18 protein-coding genes and 1 pseudogene are annotated in these 20,990 nt (G+C 41.1%); 7 read left to right on the top strand and 12 right to left on the bottom strand.

Annotated features, from left to right (window positions below; all coding sequences use genetic code 11):
• Positions 1 to 20 precede the first annotated feature (20 nt).
• Positions 21 to 872 carry a PRD domain-containing protein gene (locus C5470_RS01300; RefSeq protein WP_166285300.1) on the bottom strand — a complete coding sequence of 284 codons (852 nt, stop codon included), beginning with the start codon at positions 870 to 872 and terminating at the stop codon, positions 21 to 23.
• A gap of 451 nt (positions 873 to 1,323) precedes the next feature.
• Here C5470_RS01300 and C5470_RS01295 point away from each other — a divergent pair, with 451 nt between their 5' ends.
• From C5470_RS01295 to C5470_RS01285, 3 genes are all read left to right on the top strand, one after another.
• Entirely contained in the window at positions 1,324 to 2,799 is a 1,476-nt protein-coding gene (locus tag C5470_RS01295) for a PTS transporter subunit EIIC (RefSeq protein ID WP_166285298.1), read from the top strand.
• Positions 2,800 to 2,843: 44 nt separating this feature from the next.
• Entirely contained in the window at positions 2,844 to 4,265 is a 1,422-nt protein-coding gene (locus tag C5470_RS01290; RefSeq protein ID WP_166285296.1) for a glycoside hydrolase family 1 protein, read from the top strand.
• Positions 4,266 to 4,434: 169 nt separating this feature from the next.
• Complete coding sequence (locus C5470_RS01285) at positions 4,435 to 5,553, top strand: carbohydrate porin (protein WP_242687780.1); 1,119 nt, start codon at positions 4,435 to 4,437, stop codon at positions 5,551 to 5,553.
• Between the two features lie 99 nt (positions 5,554 to 5,652).
• Here the strand turns inward: C5470_RS01285 and dnaJ are convergent, their stop codons facing one another.
• Positions 5,653 to 6,777: a molecular chaperone DnaJ gene (gene dnaJ / locus C5470_RS01280; RefSeq protein WP_166285292.1), complete on the bottom strand. Its 1,125-nt coding sequence runs from the start codon at positions 6,775 to 6,777 to the stop codon at positions 5,653 to 5,655.
• A gap of 109 nt (positions 6,778 to 6,886) precedes the next feature.
• Positions 6,887 to 8,794 carry a molecular chaperone DnaK gene (gene dnaK, locus C5470_RS01275; RefSeq protein WP_166285290.1) on the bottom strand — a complete coding sequence of 636 codons (1,908 nt, stop codon included), beginning with the start codon at positions 8,792 to 8,794 and terminating at the stop codon, positions 6,887 to 6,889.
• 315 nt (positions 8,795 to 9,109) lie between these two features.
• On the opposite strand from dnaK, the gene satP reads away from it, so the two are divergent.
• A complete protein-coding gene (gene satP, locus C5470_RS01270; protein WP_166285288.1) occupies positions 9,110 to 9,676 on the top strand; it encodes an acetate uptake transporter in 567 nt (188 codons plus the stop codon).
• 75 nt (positions 9,677 to 9,751) lie between these two features.
• Here satP and galK read toward each other — a convergent pair whose 3' ends face one another.
• Together galK and C5470_RS01260 are read right to left on the bottom strand one after the other, a co-directional pair.
• On the bottom strand, positions 9,752 to 10,915 hold the full coding sequence (galK, locus tag C5470_RS01265; protein WP_166285286.1) for a galactokinase: 1,164 nt from the start codon (positions 10,913 to 10,915) through the stop codon (positions 9,752 to 9,754).
• Positions 10,916 to 10,981: 66 nt separating this feature from the next.
• Positions 10,982 to 12,037, bottom strand: a complete 1,056-nt coding sequence (locus tag C5470_RS01260) for a UDP-glucose--hexose-1-phosphate uridylyltransferase (RefSeq protein WP_166285284.1) — start codon at positions 12,035 to 12,037, stop codon at positions 10,982 to 10,984.
• A gap of 407 nt (positions 12,038 to 12,444) precedes the next feature.
• On the opposite strand from C5470_RS01260, the gene C5470_RS01255 reads away from it, so the two are divergent.
• Positions 12,445 to 12,678: a hypothetical protein gene (locus C5470_RS01255; RefSeq protein WP_166285282.1), complete on the top strand. Its 234-nt coding sequence runs from the start codon at positions 12,445 to 12,447 to the stop codon at positions 12,676 to 12,678.
• Between the two features lie 154 nt (positions 12,679 to 12,832).
• On the opposite strand, the gene C5470_RS01250 is transcribed toward C5470_RS01255, so the two are convergent.
• The 4 genes and pseudogenes from C5470_RS01250 to C5470_RS01235 all read right to left on the bottom strand — a co-directional run bounded on the left by C5470_RS01250 (position 12,833) and on the right by C5470_RS01235 (position 15,494).
• The gene (locus tag C5470_RS01250; RefSeq protein ID WP_166285280.1) at positions 12,833 to 13,396 is read right to left on the bottom strand and encodes a chorismate mutase; all 564 of its coding nucleotides are present in this window, start codon (positions 13,394 to 13,396) and stop codon (positions 12,833 to 12,835) included.
• A gap of 137 nt (positions 13,397 to 13,533) precedes the next feature.
• Positions 13,534 to 13,641, bottom strand: a pseudogene (mogA, locus tag C5470_RS01245) (molybdopterin adenylyltransferase); the annotation flags it as partial.
• A 316-nt stretch (positions 13,642 to 13,957) separates the two neighbouring features.
• Positions 13,958 to 15,043, bottom strand: a complete 1,086-nt coding sequence (locus C5470_RS01240) for a PrpF domain-containing protein (protein ID WP_166285278.1) — start codon at positions 15,041 to 15,043, stop codon at positions 13,958 to 13,960.
• 34 nt (positions 15,044 to 15,077) lie between these two features.
• A complete protein-coding gene (locus C5470_RS01235) occupies positions 15,078 to 15,494 on the bottom strand; it encodes a hypothetical protein (RefSeq protein ID WP_166285276.1) in 417 nt (138 codons plus the stop codon).
• Between the two features lie 385 nt (positions 15,495 to 15,879).
• On the opposite strand from C5470_RS01235, the gene C5470_RS01230 reads away from it, so the two are divergent.
• The gene (locus tag C5470_RS01230) at positions 15,880 to 16,905 is read left to right on the top strand and encodes a TauD/TfdA family dioxygenase (protein WP_166285274.1); all 1,026 of its coding nucleotides are present in this window, start codon (positions 15,880 to 15,882) and stop codon (positions 16,903 to 16,905) included.
• Between the two features lie 89 nt (positions 16,906 to 16,994).
• Here C5470_RS01230 and mog read toward each other — a convergent pair whose 3' ends face one another.
• On the bottom strand, positions 16,995 to 17,570 hold the full coding sequence (gene mog, locus C5470_RS01225) for a molybdopterin adenylyltransferase (protein ID WP_132354594.1): 576 nt from the start codon (positions 17,568 to 17,570) through the stop codon (positions 16,995 to 16,997).
• A gap of 90 nt (positions 17,571 to 17,660) precedes the next feature.
• A complete protein-coding gene (gene tal / locus C5470_RS01220; RefSeq protein ID WP_166285272.1) occupies positions 17,661 to 18,614 on the bottom strand; it encodes a transaldolase in 954 nt (317 codons plus the stop codon).
• Positions 18,615 to 18,852: 238 nt separating this feature from the next.
• On the opposite strand from tal, the gene yaaA reads away from it, so the two are divergent.
• Positions 18,853 to 19,629, top strand: coding sequence for a peroxide stress protein YaaA (yaaA, locus tag C5470_RS01215; protein ID WP_166285270.1), 777 nt, complete (start codon positions 18,853 to 18,855; stop codon positions 19,627 to 19,629).
• A gap of 61 nt (positions 19,630 to 19,690) precedes the next feature.
• Here the strand turns inward: yaaA and thrC are convergent, their stop codons facing one another.
• The gene (gene thrC / locus C5470_RS01210; RefSeq protein ID WP_166285268.1) at positions 19,691 to 20,983 is read right to left on the bottom strand and encodes a threonine synthase; all 1,293 of its coding nucleotides are present in this window, start codon (positions 20,981 to 20,983) and stop codon (positions 19,691 to 19,693) included.
• Positions 20,984 to 20,990: the final 7 nt, after the last annotated feature.

The raw sequence follows: 20,990 nt of genomic DNA, 5'->3' as shown, positions 1-20,990 counted from the left end.
GTTTGACGATTCACTTGCTATTAATCTCTGGCCTTATAACTATCATTGACCACCCGTTCTATATGAATAACCAAATAAATCAATTCATCATCAGGAACTTTCCACTGATATTTTTCTCGCAGATATTTAATTAACTTCACTGCACAGTTATAACTTTTGAAATATTTTTCTTCTATCAATTCTTGCAATGAAAAGTCCATTTCAATAGCAGACGAATGCTCATTTTTATTTTGTCTGATTAAAAAATAACGCAGATGAGTAATAAAACGAGAGTAGTTCACTGACGTTGAGTCAAGATTAACATGAAAATAGTAGTGAATGAGTTTAACGGTTTTATTAATTAAATTCGTTAATTTTAACGTATCTCCCATCGTTTGCCCTTCATATTGAGCATTAACAAAATGCAAGGCAATCAATGAAGCTTCTATCGGCGGTAATGGCATTTCAATCTGGTTATTAATATGAATAAGCGCCTGTTTACCAATTTCATATTCTAACGGATAAAGATGAGGAATCTCCCACTGCAAAACATTACCAATCTGATACCCTTTGCTCACACGTTCAAATGCGAAGTTTAAATGTTCTGACAAAGTAATGAGTAATGAATCGTTAAGAGGCTTAGCAAGAAAATCTTTACCTAATGTGATAATTTTCTCAGTTAGTTCTATAACTGAAACAGGGATAGTAGAAAGGATCTGATTTATCTTATAGTGTTTTTCGACAGTAAAAACTTTTGCAACATCTTGAATATGCAGCTTGTCCCCTTTTTTCCGATTAAATCCTATGCCCTTATCCATAAGAATCATTTCATTATTATTCTCATCAATAGCAAGAACGACATTATTATTTATGAGTTTTATTATCGTTAACAAAAGATATACCTTAAGGATAAACCATTATCAGCCCTAACCTATAGAATAGGTAAAATATATCCGTGACCCGGTTGTGCCTGATCTAGCCAGTCCTAGTCATTGACACTCCTGTACACTAATTCATATAGATATTCCATCTTTCAGGCTAAGGTATAATTTTTATAAAGTCAATGACACAGCGACAGACTCAGTTTACTTAACGCATTTATGATAAGTATCACATTTTTGCCAAAATTATTCTTAATGACTTGCAAGTATCATAAGGAATAACTAGTTTCTAAATATTGATCTAGGCTTGTTACCGACTTAGTTGCGACTGATGTCGGGCAAAACCTAATCCATTATCTACTGTGCCCCTATTCCAGGGCTATTAGATGGTGGGTTAGGTTTTTTTTTGACTTAAATTCAGCCTTTCGCTGTTTTAAACTTAATTCAAAGAAGGGGAAGTCTAATGAGGTACGAAAGTCTGGCTGATAAGATAGTCAGCACAATAGGTGGAAAAGAAAACATATCCAGCCTTGTCCATTGTGCTACACGTTTACGATTTAAACTTAAAGATAGGAGTTTAGCTAACAGCGAATTACTTAAACAGACAACAGGAATTATCACCGTAGTAGAGAGTGGTGGGCAATATCAGGTGGTTATTGGTAGCCATGTAGGCGATGTCTACGATAATATTAATAATAAATACTTACAGGGTAATGCGGAAAAAAACGAGAATAAACAAGATGTAACCTTACAACAAGGGATAAAAAAAGAGAATACAAAAGGTTTAAAACGTATTTTTGATGGCGCAATTGATATTATTTCCAGTATTTTTACACCACTATTAGGTGTACTGGTTGCTGCCGGATTGATTAAAGGAATAATCGCTTTATCCAACGTGTTTAATTGGATGAGTATAGACAGTGGCACCTATAAAATTTTATTCGCTACCGGCGATGCAATGCTGTATTTCATGCCTATTTTATTAGGGTATACCGCCGGTAAGCGGTTCGGTGGAAACCCTTTTATTACTATGGTTATTGGGGCGGTATTAACTTATCCAACCATGACCGAAGCATTTAAACTTTCTCAAACGACGCAAGACATTCACTTAGATTTCCTGGGTATTCCCATTACTTTCATTAATTACAGTTCGACAGTTGTCCCTATTATTTTATCAGCGTGGTTTAGCTGCTTTCTGGAGAAGAAGCTTAATAGTTGGTTTCATTCTTCTTTCAAAATATTTATCACGCCTTTTCTGTGCCTGTTAATTACCGTTCCCCTAACTTTTCTGGTCATTGGCCCTGTGGCAACGGAACTCAGTAATGGTCTGGCGGCGGGATATCTCTTTTTCTATCACTTAAACCCGGTCATTGCAGGGATCCTGATGGGAGCAATATGGCAAGTTTGTGTCATTTTCGGTCTGCACTGGGGACTCATCCCAATAATAATCAATAATATGATGACTCAAGGAAAAGATATGCTCTCCCCATTGCTCCAGCCGGCAATATTTGGTCAGGCAGGTGCAACATTAGGTGTATTTCTACGTACACGCGATAAGAATATGAAAACATTATCAGGAACTGCATTCATATCCAGTCTCTTTGGCATTACTGAACCATCTATTTATGGTGTGACATTACCACTGAAACGTCCATTTATTATCGGTTGTATTGGTGGTGCACTTGGTGGTGCGGTTGTCGGTTTCTATTCAGGAACAGCACATAACTTCGGTGGTATGGGTATCTTTGCATTTACCTCATTTATTTCGCCGGCAGGAATAGACCGCGCTTTCTGGAGTGTCATCTTAGGTTCACTGGGTTCATTTATTTTCTCTTGTATCGCAACCTATTTATTCGGTGTACCGTCAGAGGCTAAAGCTTCACAAAGCATATCCTGCACAACAAATCAATTTAAACGCCAATCAAAAACGTCATATTAAGACAATACCTTCTAAGTTTAACGAGCAACCAAGAGAGGAAAACTATGAAAAAACAATTTCCAGCAGACTTCCTTTGGGGAGGAGCATTAGCTGCAAATCAGGCCGAAGGCGCTTATCAAACAGATGGAAAAGGGCTATCAACCTCAGATATGCAACCTCACGGCGTTATTGACCACAGTATAGAACGCAATTTGGGTGATTTTCATATCAAAGATATTGGTATTGATTTTTACCATCGTTATCCTGACGATATTGCACTGTTTGCTGAAATGGGATTTAAATGCCTGAGAACATCTATCGCCTGGACGCGTATATTTCCTGAAGGTGATGAAGAAACACCGAATGAAAATGGTCTGGCTTTTTATGATCGCCTTTTTGATGAAATGGGTAAATATCATATTCAACCATTGATTACACTTTCTCATTTTGAAATGCCTTATGGCTTAGTAAAAAAATATGGTGGTTGGGGAAATCGTAAGACAATTGAGTTTTTTGACCGTTATGCCAGAACTGTCTTCGAACGTTACAAACATAAAGTAAAATACTGGCTGACATTCAATGAAATTAACATGTCCTTATTTTCTTGCTTTACCGGCGCAGGCTTACCGGAAAACAGCAAAATTCAGGATATTTATCAGGCACTACACCATCAGCTCGTTGCCAGCGCTAAAGCCGTCAAAGCCTGCCATGAAATTATTCCCGATGCAAAAATTGGTAATATGGTAGCAGCAACATCTCACTACCCATTAACTTGTCATCCTGATGATGTATTAGAATCATTGAAAAAGAATAGAGAATGGCTGTTCTTTTTTGATGTACAGGCGCGTGGGTATTATCCATCCTATATGACACGCCTGTTTAAAGAGCAGAATATTACGCTCGATATAACAGATGAAGATACACAAATGCTCAAAGAAACCGTCGATTTCCTTTCTTTTAGTTACTACATGAGCTGTTGTGCAACGACAGATCCGGAGATAACCAAAAGCGCAGGGAATCTGATTAATCCGGTGAAAAACCCTTATTTGTCTAGTTCAGAATGGGGGTGGCAAATAGATCCCAAGGGCATTCGTTATCTGCTTAATATGTTATACGACCGTTATCAGAAGCCACTGTTTATTGTAGAAAATGGTTTGGGCGCCAGAGATGTTATTCAAGACGATGGCACTATTATTGATGATTATCGTATTCAATATCTCAACGATCATTTATTCCAGGTACGGGAAGCCATTGAAGATGGTGTTCAGTTATTAGGATATACCTCATGGGGGCCAATAGATTTGGTCAGCGCTTCTACCGCGGAAATGTCAAAACGATACGGGTTTATTTATGTTGATCGTGATGATCAAGGCAATGGCACGCTGGAACGGCGGCGTAAGAAAAGTTTTAACTGGTATCAAGATGTTATCAGCAGTCACGGAAATATTCTTAAAGCCCCAGAGGTAAAAAATGAAAATAGCCAATAAGTTTCTTTTATCAATACTTCCACTTATTCTACTTTATAGCAATATAGTTGCGGCGTCAGAAAGTGATTGTCACTCATATGATGCCCTTTTACCAAGAGGACCGGAGACACCTTCTGTTGCATCTGCCTGCGACACTGCATTTCCTGCATGGGGCGGTCTCAGAAAAGAGATGGCAGATCGTGGCTTTTACGCCAATGTTCAAATGCTAACCAATCTGACCTACGACGTTGCAAGAAGCTGGAAAAATACGCCTAATCCTAACTATATGGGTCAACGCTTAACCACCGGTAATATGGTTATTACAGAACTTACCTATGATTTATCGCGGATTGGTTTTACCGATAAAGCACAACTACGCGCAAGTCTAAACTATGCCTACAATAATTTTAAAGATAACGGTCAAGATGGGCATCCTTTTATTTCCGCTTTTTCTATTAACCAACCTTTGTTTAATGATCAGGTGATATTGAATTACGGTTATACGACACTGTTATCTCATTTCTATGGGTTGTTTTTAGGTAGCAGTACCGCATCATCAGCTCTGGGGCCGACTAGCGTGATGTTGTCCCAGGCTGGCCTAACCAGTACAAAACCAAGCCCATCTATAGACGTTCGGTTTTTGTCAAAAAACAAACGTTGGTATGACCACATTGGGGTTGCTAGAAGTCAAAGTTCAGAAGGTTTAAGAGCAGACTCAAAATATAATACTTACGGTCTGCGCTGGAAAGTTCCCAGTGCAGGTACGTTGGTCATCAATGAAGTCGGTTATCGTGTCAATGCCAATGAAACGGAAAACATGATTTGGGTTCGAGGCGGATCGGTGTTTAATAAAACACCTTATTTTAACTATAACAACTCAGAATATGAAGATCATACCTACTCTCATTATATCGCGGTTACCCGCCAGATAACCAAACCGGATGCGTCAATGCCTTTCCGTGGCTGGTATGTTGATGGTAAAGCCAACTATGCACCAAAGGATCGTAACCTGTTTAATACCGATGTTTCGTTATCGTTGTTCAGCATTGGTCCATTCGATTCACGTCCGACCGATATGCTTACTTTTGGTTTGTCATATAATAAGTTTAGTGATGACGCAAAAGATTACTTCGCCCGCAATGGTCAATTTGCTGAAAGTTATAGTGCAACTGCTTCCGCGTCATATTCGTATCGTATTTCCAACGGAGTCTATTGGACCAACAGCTTATCCTATACTCATCACCCCTCAGTAACACCGAGAGAGGACGATGCTTATAATTTACTCACACAAATTACCGTTAGCTTATAATTCTCAGCCAAAACAAAAAGTCCTCGCGTGAAAACGAGGACTTTATCAGTAATCTGAGCTTTGTTTATAAACACAGCTCTATTATGAAGATATGCGCGGTTATTTGGTTAAATCATCAAAAAATTTCTTTACACCATCGAAGAAACTTTTAGAACGCGGGCTGTTGGCTTCGCCACCAGTGCCACCTAAAGACTCTCCCAATTCACGCAGTAATTCTTTCTGTCTTTCGTTCAATTTAACCGGAGTTTCCACTACCACCCGGCACAGCAAATCACCCTGAACGCCACCACGGACAGATTTAACGCCTTTACCTTTCATGCGGAACATCTTACCTGTCTGGGTTTCAGCAGGTATTTTCAGTTTCACACGGCCATCAAGGGTTGGAACTTCGATTTCTCCACCCAATGCCGCCATTGCAAAGTTAACCGGCACTTCACAATAGAGATTATTTTCTTCACGTTCGAAAATATGGTGCTTTTTCACCTGTACCTGAACATACAAATCACCTGCCGGTGCGCCCTTACCACCCGCTTCACCCTCACCACTCAGGCGAATGCGGTCACCGGTGTCTACACCAGCCGGGATCTTAACAGACAGTGTTTTATATTTTTCGACACGACCATGACCGTGACACTTGTTACAAGAATCTTTAATGATCTGACCACGACCATGACAATGTGGGCAAGGTTGCTGAACGGTGAAGAAACCCTGACGCATATGAACCTGACCAGAACCCTGACAGGTTGAACAGGTGACAGGGCTGGTACCTGCTTTAGCACCACTGCCATGACAGGCATCACAGGTTTCCAATGTCGGGATACGGATCTCTTTGGTCACACCACGAACCGCTTCTTCCAGTGTCAGTTCCATGCTGTAACGCAAATCTGCACCGCGGCTTGGACGCTGCTGACGACGACCACCACCGAAGATATCACCGAAAACGTCACCAAAGATATCACTGAAATCAGCACCGCCGCCACCGCCGCCCATGCCACCTTGCTCAAAAGCAGCATGACCATATTGGTCATAAGCAGCTCGTTTCTGATCGTCAGTCAGAATTTCATAGGCTTCTTTAACTTCTTTGAATTTGCCTTCCGCATCTTTATCGCCCTGATTACGATCAGGATGATATTTCATTGCCAGCCGTTTATAGGCTTTTTTAATCTCTTTTTCGTCGGCTGTTTTGGAGACCCCCAAAACTTCGTAACAATCTCTTTTTGCCATCTCTTATTTTACCCTTAACATGCGCGCACGGGCGCAGAGTTCCCTCAACGCCCGTGCCGGTTAATCAGCAACAGTTGCTATCCACTGTCACTGCGCCCGCTAAGGGCAATTATTTTTTGTCTTTAACTTCTTCGAATTCAGCGTCTACAACGTTGTCATCTTTTTTCGCGCTGTCACCCGCGTCTGCTGCACCAGCCTGAGCCTGCTGCTGAGCAATTTCTAATAGTTTAGCGGAAGCCTGAACCAGAGCCTGAATTTTCGCTTCGATATCAGCTTTATCTTCGCCTTTAGCGACAGTTTCCAATGCAGTTACCGCGCTTTCAATAGCTGTTTTATCTTCTGCTGGCAGTTTGTCACCCGCTTCTTCTACTTGTTTACGAGTACCGTGAACAAGTTGATCTGCCTGGTTACGCGTCTGTACCAACTCTTCAAACTTACGATCAGATTCAGCGTTAGCTTCTGCATCACGAACCATCTGTTGGATCTCTTCCTCATTCAGACCAGAAGAAGCCTTAATGGTGATCTGCTGTTCGCGGCCACTGTTTTTATCTTTAGCAGATACGTGCAGAATGCCGTCGGCATCAATGTCAAAAGTGACTTCGATCTGAGGCATACCACGAGGTGCCGGCTGAATACCATCCAGATTAAACTGACCCAGAGATTTGTTATCGCCGGAACGTTTACGCTCACCCTGCAATACATGGATAGTTACCGCAGATTGGTTATCTTCTGCCGTAGAGAACACCTGGCTATGTTTAGTTGGGATAGTGGTGTTTTTCGTAATGAGGGAAGTCATCACGCCGCCCATCGTTTCGATACCCAGAGACAGAGGCGTTACGTCCAGAAGCAATACGTCTTTCACATCACCAGCCAGAACACCGCCCTGTACCGCAGCACCCATCGCTACCGCTTCGTCAGGGTTCACGTCTTTACGTGGTTCTTTACCGAAGAAGTCAGCAACCACTTTCTGCACCATTGGCATACGAGTCTGACCACCCACCAGAATCACATCTTGCACATCAGAAACTGACAGGCCAGCATCTTGCAATGCAACCCGTACCGGCTCCATAGAACGTTTAACCAGGTCTTCTACCAATGATTCCAGTTTCGCACGGGTTACTTTGATGTTCATGTGCTTAGGACCCGTTGCATCCGCAGTGATGTACGGCAGGTTAACATCGGTCTGCTGTGCAGAAGAAAGCTCAATTTTTGCTTTTTCCGCCGCTTCTTTCAGACGTTGCATTGCCAGTGGATCATTACGCAAATCAATGCCCTGATCTTTCTTAAATTCGTCAACCAGATAGTTAATCATACGGCTGTCGAAGTCTTCACCACCCAAGTGAGTATCACCGTTGGTTGCAAGAACTTCATAGGTTTTTTCGCCGTCAACTTCATCAATTTCGATAATAGAGATATCGAAAGTACCACCACCAAGGTCATAAACCGCGATAGTACGGTTACCCACTTCTCTGTCCAGGCCGTAAGCCAGTGCAGCCGCGGTTGGTTCGTTGATAATACGTTTTACTTCCAGACCTGCGATACGACCCGCGTCTTTTGTTGCCTGACGCTGAGCATCGTTAAAATAGGCAGGTACAGTGATGACTGCTTCTGTTACCGGCTCACCCAGGTAGTCTTCAGCTGTTTTCTTCATTTTCTTCAGAACTTCAGCAGAAACCTGAGGAGGAGCCATTTTCTGGTCTTTCACTTCCAGCCATGCGTCACCGTTATCTGCCGCAATGATTTTGTATGGCATGATAGCTACGTCACGTTGTGCTTCTTCGTCCTGGAAACGACGACCAATCAGACGCTTAATAGCAAACAGCGTATTTTGCGGGTTAGTAACAGCCTGACGTTTAGCCGGTTGACCAACCAGAGTCTCACCATCCTGGGTATATGCAATAATGGAAGGAGTTGTACGATCACCTTCGCTGTTTTCCAGTACACGAGCTGTCGTGCCATCCATAATAGCTACACAAGAGTTGGTAGTTCCCAGGTCGATACCAATAATTTTACCCATCTAAACGCCTCCACAAGAAATTCGTAATCAGTCAAGTTGCTAATCAATATGAGGATGGTTATCTGCTTTTCAACGGCACCTGTTTTTATGCCTCTATGCGATTCCTCACCTTTGCTTATATACATCGGTTGTATAAGACAACGACTAGCAACTGCGGTTGATTATAAGATGGGGCCGTTAAAACCATCATCAAGGGGGGAGTGAAAAAAAAACCTTTTTATTATTTCACAGGTCATTGTTTCCTTGCTGACAGATCATTATGATTCGCCACCTTTGCTATTTATTACTTTTATACGATTTTTTTTCAGAGGACTTATGAGTACTAATCAGTTGGCAAACCCCGGCCCTTTAGGTTTGATGGGGTTCGGCATGACAACCATTCTGCTTAATCTGCACAACGCAGGTTTCTTTCCACTGGCATCAGTTGTCCTGAGCATGGGCATTTTTTATGGCGGTCTGGCCCAAATACTGGCGGGACTTTTTGAATATAAGAAAGGCAATACTTTTGCCGCAACGGCTTTCACCTCTTATGGGCTGTTTTGGCTCAGTCTAGTCGGGTTACTGTTTCTGCCGAAAATGGGACTGGCAGAAGCCACCAGCAGTCAGTATTTGGCGGTATACCTTGGCTTGTGGGGTGTTTTTACTCTGTTTATGTTCTTTGGCACCTTCAAGACTAACCGCATACTCCAGTTTATCTTTGGTGGCCTGACACTGTTATTCGCTTTGTTAGCCATTGGCAACTTTACCGGAAACACTGCCCTTCTGACGATTGCCGGTTATGAAGGGATAATCTGTGGTGCCAGTGCGTTTTATCTGGCAATGGCGGAAGTACTGAATGAACAGTATGGCCGCACTATCCTGCCTATTGGCGAGATAAAATAGTCATAAACCGCGGGTTGGAAGAGGGAAAGTTCTTCCATTCCCGCTTTCAGTCCAGTAAAAGCGTCTTACCATCGCTTACAATGTTTCAACCAGACTTGCACCATCCGTAACCTGACACACATAAATGGTTTCTTTCAAACCTGTCGATGCAAAATAGTGTTGTGCTACTGCGGCCTTAACAGCATCAACCTGCACTTGTGGCACTAAAGCAACCACACAACCGCCAAATCCCCCCCCTGTCATTCTCACTCCACCCTGTTTGCCAATGACTTGCTTCACAATATCAACCAATGTATTGATTTCAGGTACAGTAATTTCAAAGTCATCACGCATTGACTGATGTGATTGTGCCATGAGTTCCGCAATTAGCGATATATCACCACCTGCCATTAATGTTTTGGCTACCAAAAGTGTACGCTCATTTTCGGTGATCACATGGCGTGCACGTTTAGCAACTACTCCATCAAGCTCAGAGATACGCTTTTCAAACTCATCTATCGTCACATCCCGTAAAGCTTTAACACCAAATAATGCCGCCGCTTGCTCACATTGAGTCCGGCGAATATTGTATTCACTGCCAACCAATTCTCGTTTCTTATTTGAATTAATAATAATAACCGCCATATCTTTAGGCATAGATACAGCCTGAGTGGTTAAATGCCGGCAATCAATTAATAACGCATAATTATTTTTCCCTTCTACTGAAATTAATTGATCCATAATGCCACAATGACAGCCCACAAACTCATTTTCCGCTTGCTGTCCATTTAGCGCGATTTCCGTTTGGCTAATCGCTAAGTGATAAAGGGTTTTAAATGTTTGACCAATAGCCGTTTCCAATGCGGCCGATGAGCTTAATCCTGCTCCCTGCGGCACATTGCCAGTCACGACAATATCTGCCCCTTTAAATGTATATCCACGACAGAGCAAATACTTCACAACCCCTCGAATATAATTGGCCCACATTTTACTTTCGTGAAATATAATCGGTTGACTCATATCAAATGCATCTAATTGATTACCATAATCAACTGAAACAACACGAATAATATTGTCCTGTCGCTTCGCCGCAGCAACCACAACTTGGTAATTAATGGCACATGGCAATACAAAGCCGTCATTATAATCAGTATGCTCTCCAATCAAATTAACCCGACCTGGCGCTTGAATAATATGTGTCGGTGTATAATGGAATACTGAATTAAAAATATCTTTAGCACAATTAATTAAAGTTTTCATCACTTTATTCTCAAATATAGCGTTAACCGCACGATACTTTCAATGAAATATCGCTACCGGGCATAATCACTTTTGCTCTTTATAATGCACATCACTCAAAGCACGCAAAATTTGAGCTGCTTGCTCTGCCGTTAAATCACGTTGCGTTTCAGCAAACATTTCATAGCCCACCATGAATTTTCGCACGGTAGCAGACCGCAATAACGGCGGATAGAAAAGTGCGTGTAATTGCCAATGCTCAATATCTGTATCTTGTTCAAAAAACGGGGCAAAATGCCAGCCCATCGAATAAGGAAAAGAACTTTGAAATAAATTATCATAACGGCTAGTGAGTTTTTTAAGTGCGACCGCTAAATCATCACGTTGTTCATCTGTTAATTCACTCATACGACGAACATGAACTTTAGGTAACAACATTGTTTCATAGGGCCATACTGCCCAATAAGGTACAACCGCCAACCAATGCATGGTATTAACCACGACTCGCTCACCATCAGCTAATTCAGCCTGAACATAATCCACCAGTAAGTTAGAATTATGTTCCTGGTAATAGGCTTGCAACTGTTTATCTTTACGCTCAATTTCATTTGGCAAAAAACTATTTGCCCAGATTTGCCCATGTGGATGGGGCTGAGAACACCCCATTGTTGCTCCTTTATTCTCAAATAATTGCACCCAGAGATACTCTTTACCCAGCATTTCAATTTGTTCATTCCAGGTATCAACTAATTGACGAATTTGTTCAACAGACAATTCAGGTAATGTTTTACTGTGATCAGGAGAAAAACAGATCACACGGCTTAATCCTCGTACCCCTTGCATTTTAAATAACGGGTGATGCGATTGTGGTATATCAGGCGAATCTGGCATTAAAGCCGAAAAATCATTATTGAAAACAAATGTTCCTTGATAAACAGGATTTTGCTCGCCGGAAATACGCACGTTTGATGGACAAAGGAAACATTGCTCATCATAGTTTGGCATATCGTCAATTAATGACTGCTCATCTTTCCCATTCCACGGCCGCTTCACTCGATGGGGAGAAACCAAAACCCATTGCCCGGTTAGAGGATTATAACGACGATGGGGATGTTCAATAGGGTTAAATGCAATCTTAGACATAACAGTCTCTACTTTTTTATATTTTTCAACATCATTTGTGAAAATATTTGTTAATACTTGAACTAACCGCAGTGTAACAACGGGCATCAACACTAATCTGAGATATCAATCACGCAAATGTAAACGATTTCACACAAAGTGCGAAAATGAATCAAACATATAGATAAAACAATGATATTGATATCTTGTAAAAATATTAACTAAAAGTGGCAGTAAAATGACTTAATGCGTTATTTACCTGAAATTATTATGAATAAAGGCAAGTATCTAGCATTGTATTTAATAATAATTTTGTGATTCTAATTACATCCCGACCAAATGGTAACGTTTACAATCCGATAACAAATAAACTCACCAGGAAAACAGAACATGTCGATTATAAAACACAATTTAAGCTTTATAGATATATGTACATTTCCTTATTTGGAACCAGTGGTTATATTTCTCATCAACTGGATGAGAAATTACACCACAAAGAAAGCATCCTCCATAATACGGATCTCCATAAAGAAGAACGTGGTTTTCTTCCCTATGGTGGACAAGGCCCTGCGGCTTCATGTATTTTTTATGACGGTGAACGTTTTAATGGAAGCACTCTGCCACAAAGAGATATATACACTTACCTGGTAAACTCCATTTAAGAAAAATATATAATACATGTTAGATTCAGTGCGCAAATTCTGGCTATCCACTCAGTTATCGCCAGTATCACTAGACTAATCGGTCTGGCGTTCGGGTATTCCATCCTTGTTGTGGCACTGAAACTAACTGACTTTGAAGAGTAAAACGCAACTATTATTTCAATTTCACTTTTTCAAGCGCAGCAAAAATTTGCTGTTTATCCGAATCCTTTAAGTTATGTTGTTGAATATTTGCCATAAACATTTCCTTGTCAGAAACGTTTATCTTTTCTCCGTCTTTTAGCAGAACCGCAATTTGTTGGAGAATTTCAGTACTTAACCCACTAATTTTAATACGAACATCATCCAGCGGTTTTGGTTGCCAGCCATTTTCAGGAACTGACAACCAATCGGCCCGATAACGATATTGAATCGCCTTCGCAGCATCCATCTGGATTACAATAAATGGCCTGACTGACTCCCCGCTTAATCCAAAAGACTCGGCTTCACTTATTGATTTGGTAAGCACCTTATCTTCCTGAGCCATAACCTCAATAGGTAAATGGTTTTCGGCCTTGTATCCTGCCACATCTTTCATGTAAGAAAGACGCTGATTAATTAACTGGGCTACCGTCGTCTTTGTTTCCGTTGCTTGCACCGCCATTGAGGCCATTATGCTCACAATCAATGCTAAACCAGAAATAAAGCCAATTACCTTTGCTTTTTTTGACCGTTTCATTTTTTCACCTCGGAATTTATTCCAAACAACTAATCAACATGCTAAATGAATTATAGACTTATAATGTTGAAGTTGCTTTCGATAAGTATCAGATAAAAGCTCGATTTTTTTGATTCCTTCCACAGTGAGTTCATTGTTCAGCGACGAGCACTTTTCGGTCTAAAAACAGCAACTACCTTATCATCGGTTTCGATATATGGGCCATCCAGCAATTGAATACAATACGGCACTCTGGCAAAAATGCCAAATCGTTAAAGTTCTCATCAAAGAGAAATGAAATAACTGTAAATTATGAGTTGAGGAAAAAGAGTTTTTTACTTTCTTCCCAATTCTCGTTTTTCATTAAGAATCCAATCTAGAAGTAAATAACGTTTCATAATTCCGCTATACATATCCATCTTCAACCCATTGTTATACATAGGATTATTAGTGATATAAGATGTAGCACTATTTTGGAATCTTATTTACCTGCCAATATTATAATAAATTTATCATCAAATATTTTTATAAGAAAGCTGTTCCTGACATTAATAAACGAGCCGTCCTTCCCAATAAAGCCTTTCATATAGCGATAACACCACCATTATTAACCAACTCAGTAGTAACAGTGAGTAGGCCACCTGGATGACATATTACCCAATCCATAATTCCACTCCCGAAATTTTTGGATTGCTGCAATTCGCTTGGAATAGTACCTATAATACTACAGGCTACTGCTGTACCAACTGCACCTGTGCCAGGAAAAGCTTTTGAAAATATACCTCTAGAAAAAGAAAGACCTATTAGATCCATATTCTCTGGGTACAAAAACTTACCATTCAACAATTGAATTTTTGAAGGAAGATCTATGATATGAACCAAAGGGTTCATGGAAATCTGTAAGTATCGTTCAGCATGTTCTAGATCTACAAAACCTAATTCTATGGACACTGTTTTACGTATATCTTCTAGAACAGATATTAATTTTTTATCATTCTGAAGTTCCAATACTGAGTTTATATTTATTAATTTTAAATCCTTTGCTCTTACAAAAATATGAAAATTAGCCATATCTAAAATAGTAATCTCAATGTTACCAAGACTTGGTATATAAAAATAATCTCGGCTACAACCAGTTGGAAATAACCCACCGCCGAAGCAGGATCCTGCGAAGTCACAAAAATCCAAATCTATTCGAGGACCCGATCCAGGAGCTCCTCCTATTACATAGTCACCATTCTTCGCTGGAATAGTCCCATTCATTGGAACTCTTGCCTTTAATATACGACCCGTATTGACTTGCTCAATGTTAATTAAGCGATCACTGTCATGATATTTTCCAACACCTTTATATGCTGCATATAAGGCAGCTCCAGCACTGATATTTCCGCAATTAGAACTCCAATCAATAGTTGGTTTATCTGTACCAACCTGTCCAAAATGATATGAAATATCACAATCACTCCTACTTGGAGGCCCTATTAATGCGACTTTGCTTGTCAATTTATCAGCTCCTCCTAACCCATCAATTTGTCGTAGATCAGGTGAGCCCATAAGACGGAGAATAATAGCATTTCGTTCTTCACCAGCAGAGGGCAAATCGTTTACACTCAAAAATAATCCTTTAGAGGAGCCTCCTCTAATAATATCAGTATTAATCGTATCCATATTAATCCTCAACATCTCAATTAAACTTAGGTTGTTAGTCAATTTTTCCTATTTTTACGTCTTCTTTCTGTGGATATAAGGTCAATAGATATGAATTCAAATAAATAATACTAGCTACAAAAACAGAGCAAATGAGAATAGTATTATTTTCTAACCAATCAGAGGTCAATACAACAAAAGCCCCTGATAGAGGAAAAGTAGATAAAATCATCGCTATCATAACTCCAAGGACTTGACCAAAGTTCGCCACAGGAATGTATTTCACGCGTTCAGTTCGTAAATATAATACAAAAAGTGAACGCATAAGAATGAAAAATACGTAAAGAATGCCAAAAAGAACAAAACTTTGACTCTGAGCCATTAACAATACAGCCCCTGCTGAAAGACCAATCGCCCACAGGGCTACCACTGCAAGATTCCAACGCTTCACATATCCAGAGGTAACAGTCATAAATATGATCACTAATAGTGCACTGACTCCATTTAGATACCCTACAACCTCCTCTCCACGACCATAACTCCTTCAATGAAATTTGTACCCATAGTAATCCCTGTTAAGCGCAATAATGGCTTAGAAGCCAAAACTATCCTGAGACTTTTAAGAAAACCAAACCTACTTTTACTAACAACATAGGATACTTGGTCTTTAATCTGTTTAGGAAAACTTAAATACGTTATAAAGGCAGCTAATACAAATAAAACACCACAACTTAACATTGTAAGATCAATGAACCCTACAGCTAATAGATCTTGCATATCCTTAAGCTTTTCAGCTCCAATTAAAGCTCGTAAATAAGGCTCTTTGGCAGCAGAAACCAAATATAGAGTAGATAAAAATGAATATAAATAATGAGTTACCAAAATATAATAATTTGGATTGGGACGGCCTCCAACTATCTCAACAAACAGACTGGATAATGCAATCTAGATCCTACGGAGGAGACTTTGAAGGCCTATGTAACAATCTAAATAAAATTCTTTCTAGACTAAAAAAATACGGCTTAGCTCTAATTCGTGGTTTACCAATATCTCACATTACTGACGATATCTGTTGTAATCAATTTTTTAATTTTGGCCTACAACTAGGTAGTCCTGTTTCTCAAAGTCGTAAACTTGATTTCTTGGGTAAAGTCACAAACCGTGATAGTGACATTCTTAATCCAACAAATAGAGGATATGAAAGCTCGGCTGCTTTGCCTTTCCATACTGACAGATGTGACCTTTTATGCCTTCTCTGCATACGACCTGCCCTCCACGGAGGAAAGACTCGACTAATTAATTCCTATCGGGCTTTCCAAAATTTAAAAGAAATCAATTCTTCTTATGCATGGGAATTAACTCAACCTATACCGTTTGATCGACGGGATGCTCAAGTCGAAGGTCAACTAGGATGGACCAGCATTCCTCCATTCTCCTTTGAAAATGATGTATTTATATCTCGTTATGTACGGCGCTTTATTGAAAGTTCACAGAGGTTTTCTGACGCACCACGACTGACCGATAGGCAGATTGATGCTCTTAATACTTTAGATTCTATTCTGGAGTTGCCAAGCATGTCGTTAGACTTACAAATGGAAGCAGGAGATCTCTTAATTTTAGATAATCATCGACTTTACCACGCTCGTACTAAGTTTGATGATGGCGATAATTTGTTAGAGAATAAACGTTTACTACTTCGTCTTTGGCTTGCGTGGGATGGAAGCCCACCTCTACCATTAAGTTATAAAGATACCTATCGTCGTACAGAACCAGGTATATATAGGGGAGGTGTTTGGCCAGAAAAACATAATTGGGATGAATTTCCATACGATATAGCTGCTGCACGAGAAGCTTTGAATCTAAAATTAAAAACCAATGTATAGGAAACATTGTTTACAAAAACAAATTGGTAGCTGGAATGATTTTTTTCTATTCCAGCGTCTCACTGCGATATTTGACTCGATAAGTTCATTCAGCGACGAGCACTTTTCGGTCTAAAAGCAGCAACTACCTTATCATCGGTTTCGATATATGGGCCATCCAGCAATTGGATACAATACGGCACGCTGGCAAAAATGCCGGATACCAGAACATTGCCATTTTCGTCTTTCAAACCTTCCAACGTTTCTGCTATTGCTTTTGGTTGCCCTGGTAAGTTCAAAATAAGCGCCTGTTTGCGAATAACGCCAACTTGGCGGGATAGGATTGCGGTTGGAACAAATTTCAGGCTGATCTGGCGCATCTGTTCGCCATAGCCTGGCATTTCACGATCTGCAACCGCTAATGTTGCATCAGGAGTCACATCACGGCGTGCAGGGCCAGTTCCACCGGTAGTCAAAACCAGATGACAGCCGATTTCATCCACCAGCTCGCACAGGGTTTGTTCAATGATAATCTGCTCATCAGGGATTAGACGCGTTTCTATACTGAAAGGTGTTGTAATAGCACTTTTTAACCACTTTTCCAGTGCCGGAATCCCTTTGTCCTGATAAACACCGCTTGATGCACGATCAGAGACGGATACCAGGCCAATGCGCAATTCATTCATACAAACCTCAATAATACATAATTAACTAACAGCAAAAAGGCGGCTAATTATGCCGCCTTTAAAGCAAAAAGAATAGTTTATAACCTGTAATTACAGCAGCTCAGCGATCATCTTCTCAAGTTTTCCCTGATCTACAGCAAATTTACGGATGCCATCCGCCAGTTTTTCTGTAGCCATTGCATCCTGATGATGTTCCCAATAGAACTGAGCTTCATTCAGTGGCACCGGGCGCGCTTTAATTTCACCGCTATAACCCAGCTTACATTCAACCTCACCCTGAGTTTCAGACAGCTCTTTCAGCAGCGCAGGTGCAATAGTTAAACGGTCACAACCCGCTAATTCCAAGATCTCACCGGAGTTACGGAAACTTGCGCCCATCACAACAGTGTCATAGCCATGTTCTTTATAATATTGATAGATTTCCGTCACAGAAACTACGCCCGGATCTTCGTGTGGAGCGTACTCTTTCTGATCACTGTTCGCTTTATACCAATCGAGGATACGACCAACGAATGGAGAAATCAGGTAAACACCCGCTTCTGCACAAGCGCGGGCCTGAGCGAAAGAGAACAGCAGAGTCAGGTTACAGTTAATACCTTGTTTTTCTAACTGTTCAGCCGCACGGATACCTTGCCAGGTTGAAGCGAGTTTGATCAAAATACGATCATTGCTGATACCCGCCTCGTTATACAGCTTAATCAGGCGCTTAGCTTTAGCTACGCTACCTTCGGTGTCATAAGACAGACGGGCATCAACTTCTGTAGAGATACGGCCAGGGATCAGTTTCAGAATTTCCAGACCAATATTCACAGCCAGTTTATCGCTGGCATCCACAATCTGCTGCTCACGGGAATCACTTTGTTCACGCGCCCACGCAATGGCTTCATCAATGAGTTTGCGGTATTCAGGGATCTGTGCAGCGTTAAGGATCAGAGATGGGTTAGTTGTAGCATCTTGTGGCTGATAAAGTTTCATCGCCGCAATATCCCCGGTATCTGCTACTACTGTTGTCAGTTTACGCAGGGAAGTTAGTTTATCGGTCATTTTGTCATATCTCATCGTTATGCGTGAAATTAAGGCATTGTTACTGAGCCATCCATTGATGATAACACGGCAAGGCCTTGCTGCAAGGCGGTAAAAACGATCACTAACAGTTAGTTGGTTCGCAAATGTTTTCAAACAGTGTAAATAAAATGCCTCACAGTTTCCGTTATCGTTGTTATTATTCTTTTCACCTGAGTTTTTATTAAAGTAGCTCAATCTGAACAACCGGGACGATATTATGCTTATTACTATTTCACCAGCAAAAACCCTTGATTATGAAAGTCCGTTTGCCACGGAAAAATACAGTCAGCCAGAATTACTCGACCAATCAAAGCAGTTAATCAGTATCTGTCGAGAACTGACGCCTGCTCAAATTGCCAGCCTGATGGGTATCAGCGATAAACTTGCTGGTCTGAATGCAGCTCGTTTTGGCGAGTGGCATGCTGATTTCACACCAGAAAATGCACGTCAGGCTATTCTGGCATTTAAAGGTGATGTTTATACCGGTATGCAAGCTGAAGTTTTTTCCGATAGGGATTTTGATTTTGCTCAGGATCATCTGCGGATCTTGTCCGGCCTTTACGGCGTGCTTCGTCCTTTGGATCTGATGCAACCTTACCGACTGGAAATGGGGATCAAACTGGAAAATAAACGCGGTAGAGATCTCTACTCTTTCTGGGGAGATCTGATCACGGAAAAGCTTAATGAAGCCCTGGCGCAGCAAGGCGATAATATATTGGTTAATCTGGCTTCCGATGAATACTTCAAATCCGTTAATACGAAAAAGTTAGCCGGTAAAATTATCAAACCCGTATTCCTTGATGAGAAAAACGGTAAATATAAAATCATCAGTTTTTATGCGAAAAAAGCTCGTGGACTGATGAGCCGGTTTATTATTCAAAATCAGCTAACCCAATCTGACCATCTGGTGGAGTTTAATCTGGATGGCTATACCTTTGATGAGTCGTTATCCAAAGGGAACGAGCTGGTATTCAAACGCCCGGAACAACACTAAAACTTTTATCATTGATAAGAAAATAAACGCCGCATGATCTGTGCGGCGCTTATTTTCTTAATTACTCAGGTGCTCTTTCCAGCAGGAAAGCCCGCAATTCAGCAAAATTTGCGGGTAAGCAATGGGACAATAACGCTAAATCAGCCCGTTCTGCCAAAGCTTCAGGCAAGGGTAATTCCTCTCCCAAAATTTGCTCCACACTCTCTTTAAATTTCGCCGGATGAGCCGTACCGAGAAACAGCCCATACTCACCTTCCTGTAACTGATCACGCAGAACACGGTAAGCAATAGCAGCATGAGGCTCAGAGATATAACCCAGTTTAGCCAGCGCCTTAATCGTCTCTTTAGTCACTTCATCACTGACTACACCATGGCTCAATTCACTTAGCGGCCAGGATTTACGATAAAACAATTCTTCAATACGCGGCCAGTTGTTTGGCTGACTAACATCCATTGCATTGGAAAGCGTGGCAACTGTCTGATGAGGCACCCATTTTCCATCGGTCAGGTAACGTGGAACGGTATCGTTAACATTAGTCGCCGCAATAAAGCGTTTTACCGGCAACCCCATTGATTTCGCCAATAAACCCGCGGTCAAATCACCAAAATTCCCACTGGGTACAGAGATAACCAGTTGTCCACGTTTATCTTCTGGTAATTGAGCAACCGCCTCAAAGTAATAGCAAATTTGCGCCAACAAGCGGCTGATGTTAATTGAGTTAGCTGAATTGAGATACAGAGCCTGTTTTAATTCATTATCATCAAACGCCTGCTTAACCAGCGCCTGGCAATCATCAAAATCACCATCAATCGCTACCGTATGAATATTACCGCCCAATGTACAGAACAGTTTTTCCTGTAACGGGCTGATTTTTCCCTGCGGATACAGGATCACCACCTGTACATTGTTCAACCCATAAAAGGCGTGTGCTACCGCTGCACCAGTATCACCGGAAGTCGCGGTCAGGATAGTCACAGGCTGCTCACCAGCAACCTGTGCCAGCATTTGCGCCATAAAACGACCACCAAAATCTTTAAATGCCAGAGTCGGGCCGTGGAACAATTCCAGTGTTGCAACATCATTTTCCACTTTTGCCACAGGCGCCGGGAAAGTAAAAGCGCTCTTAACCCGTGCCGCCAGTTGTTCTGGCGGAATCTCATCACCAATAAACGCCGAAAGAATATGGCCACTGCGGGTGACAAAATCCAATTTCAGTAGCTGATCAATTTCTTCACGGTTAAATTCTGGCAAATCTTGCGGGAAAAAAAGCCCTTGCTGTTTGCCTAATCCCTGCTTTACCGCCTGCGCAAAACTCACCTGCTCGCGATTGTCTTTTAAGTTATACAGTTTCATCCGTTCC

The sequence above is a fragment of the Photorhabdus stackebrandtii genome (assembly GCF_011189495.1).
Taxonomy (GTDB): Bacteria; Pseudomonadota; Gammaproteobacteria; order Enterobacterales; family Enterobacteriaceae; genus Photorhabdus; species Photorhabdus khanii.
Note: the sequence above shows the minus strand (reverse complement) of the source record. Positions and strands in the feature narration are given on the sequence as shown.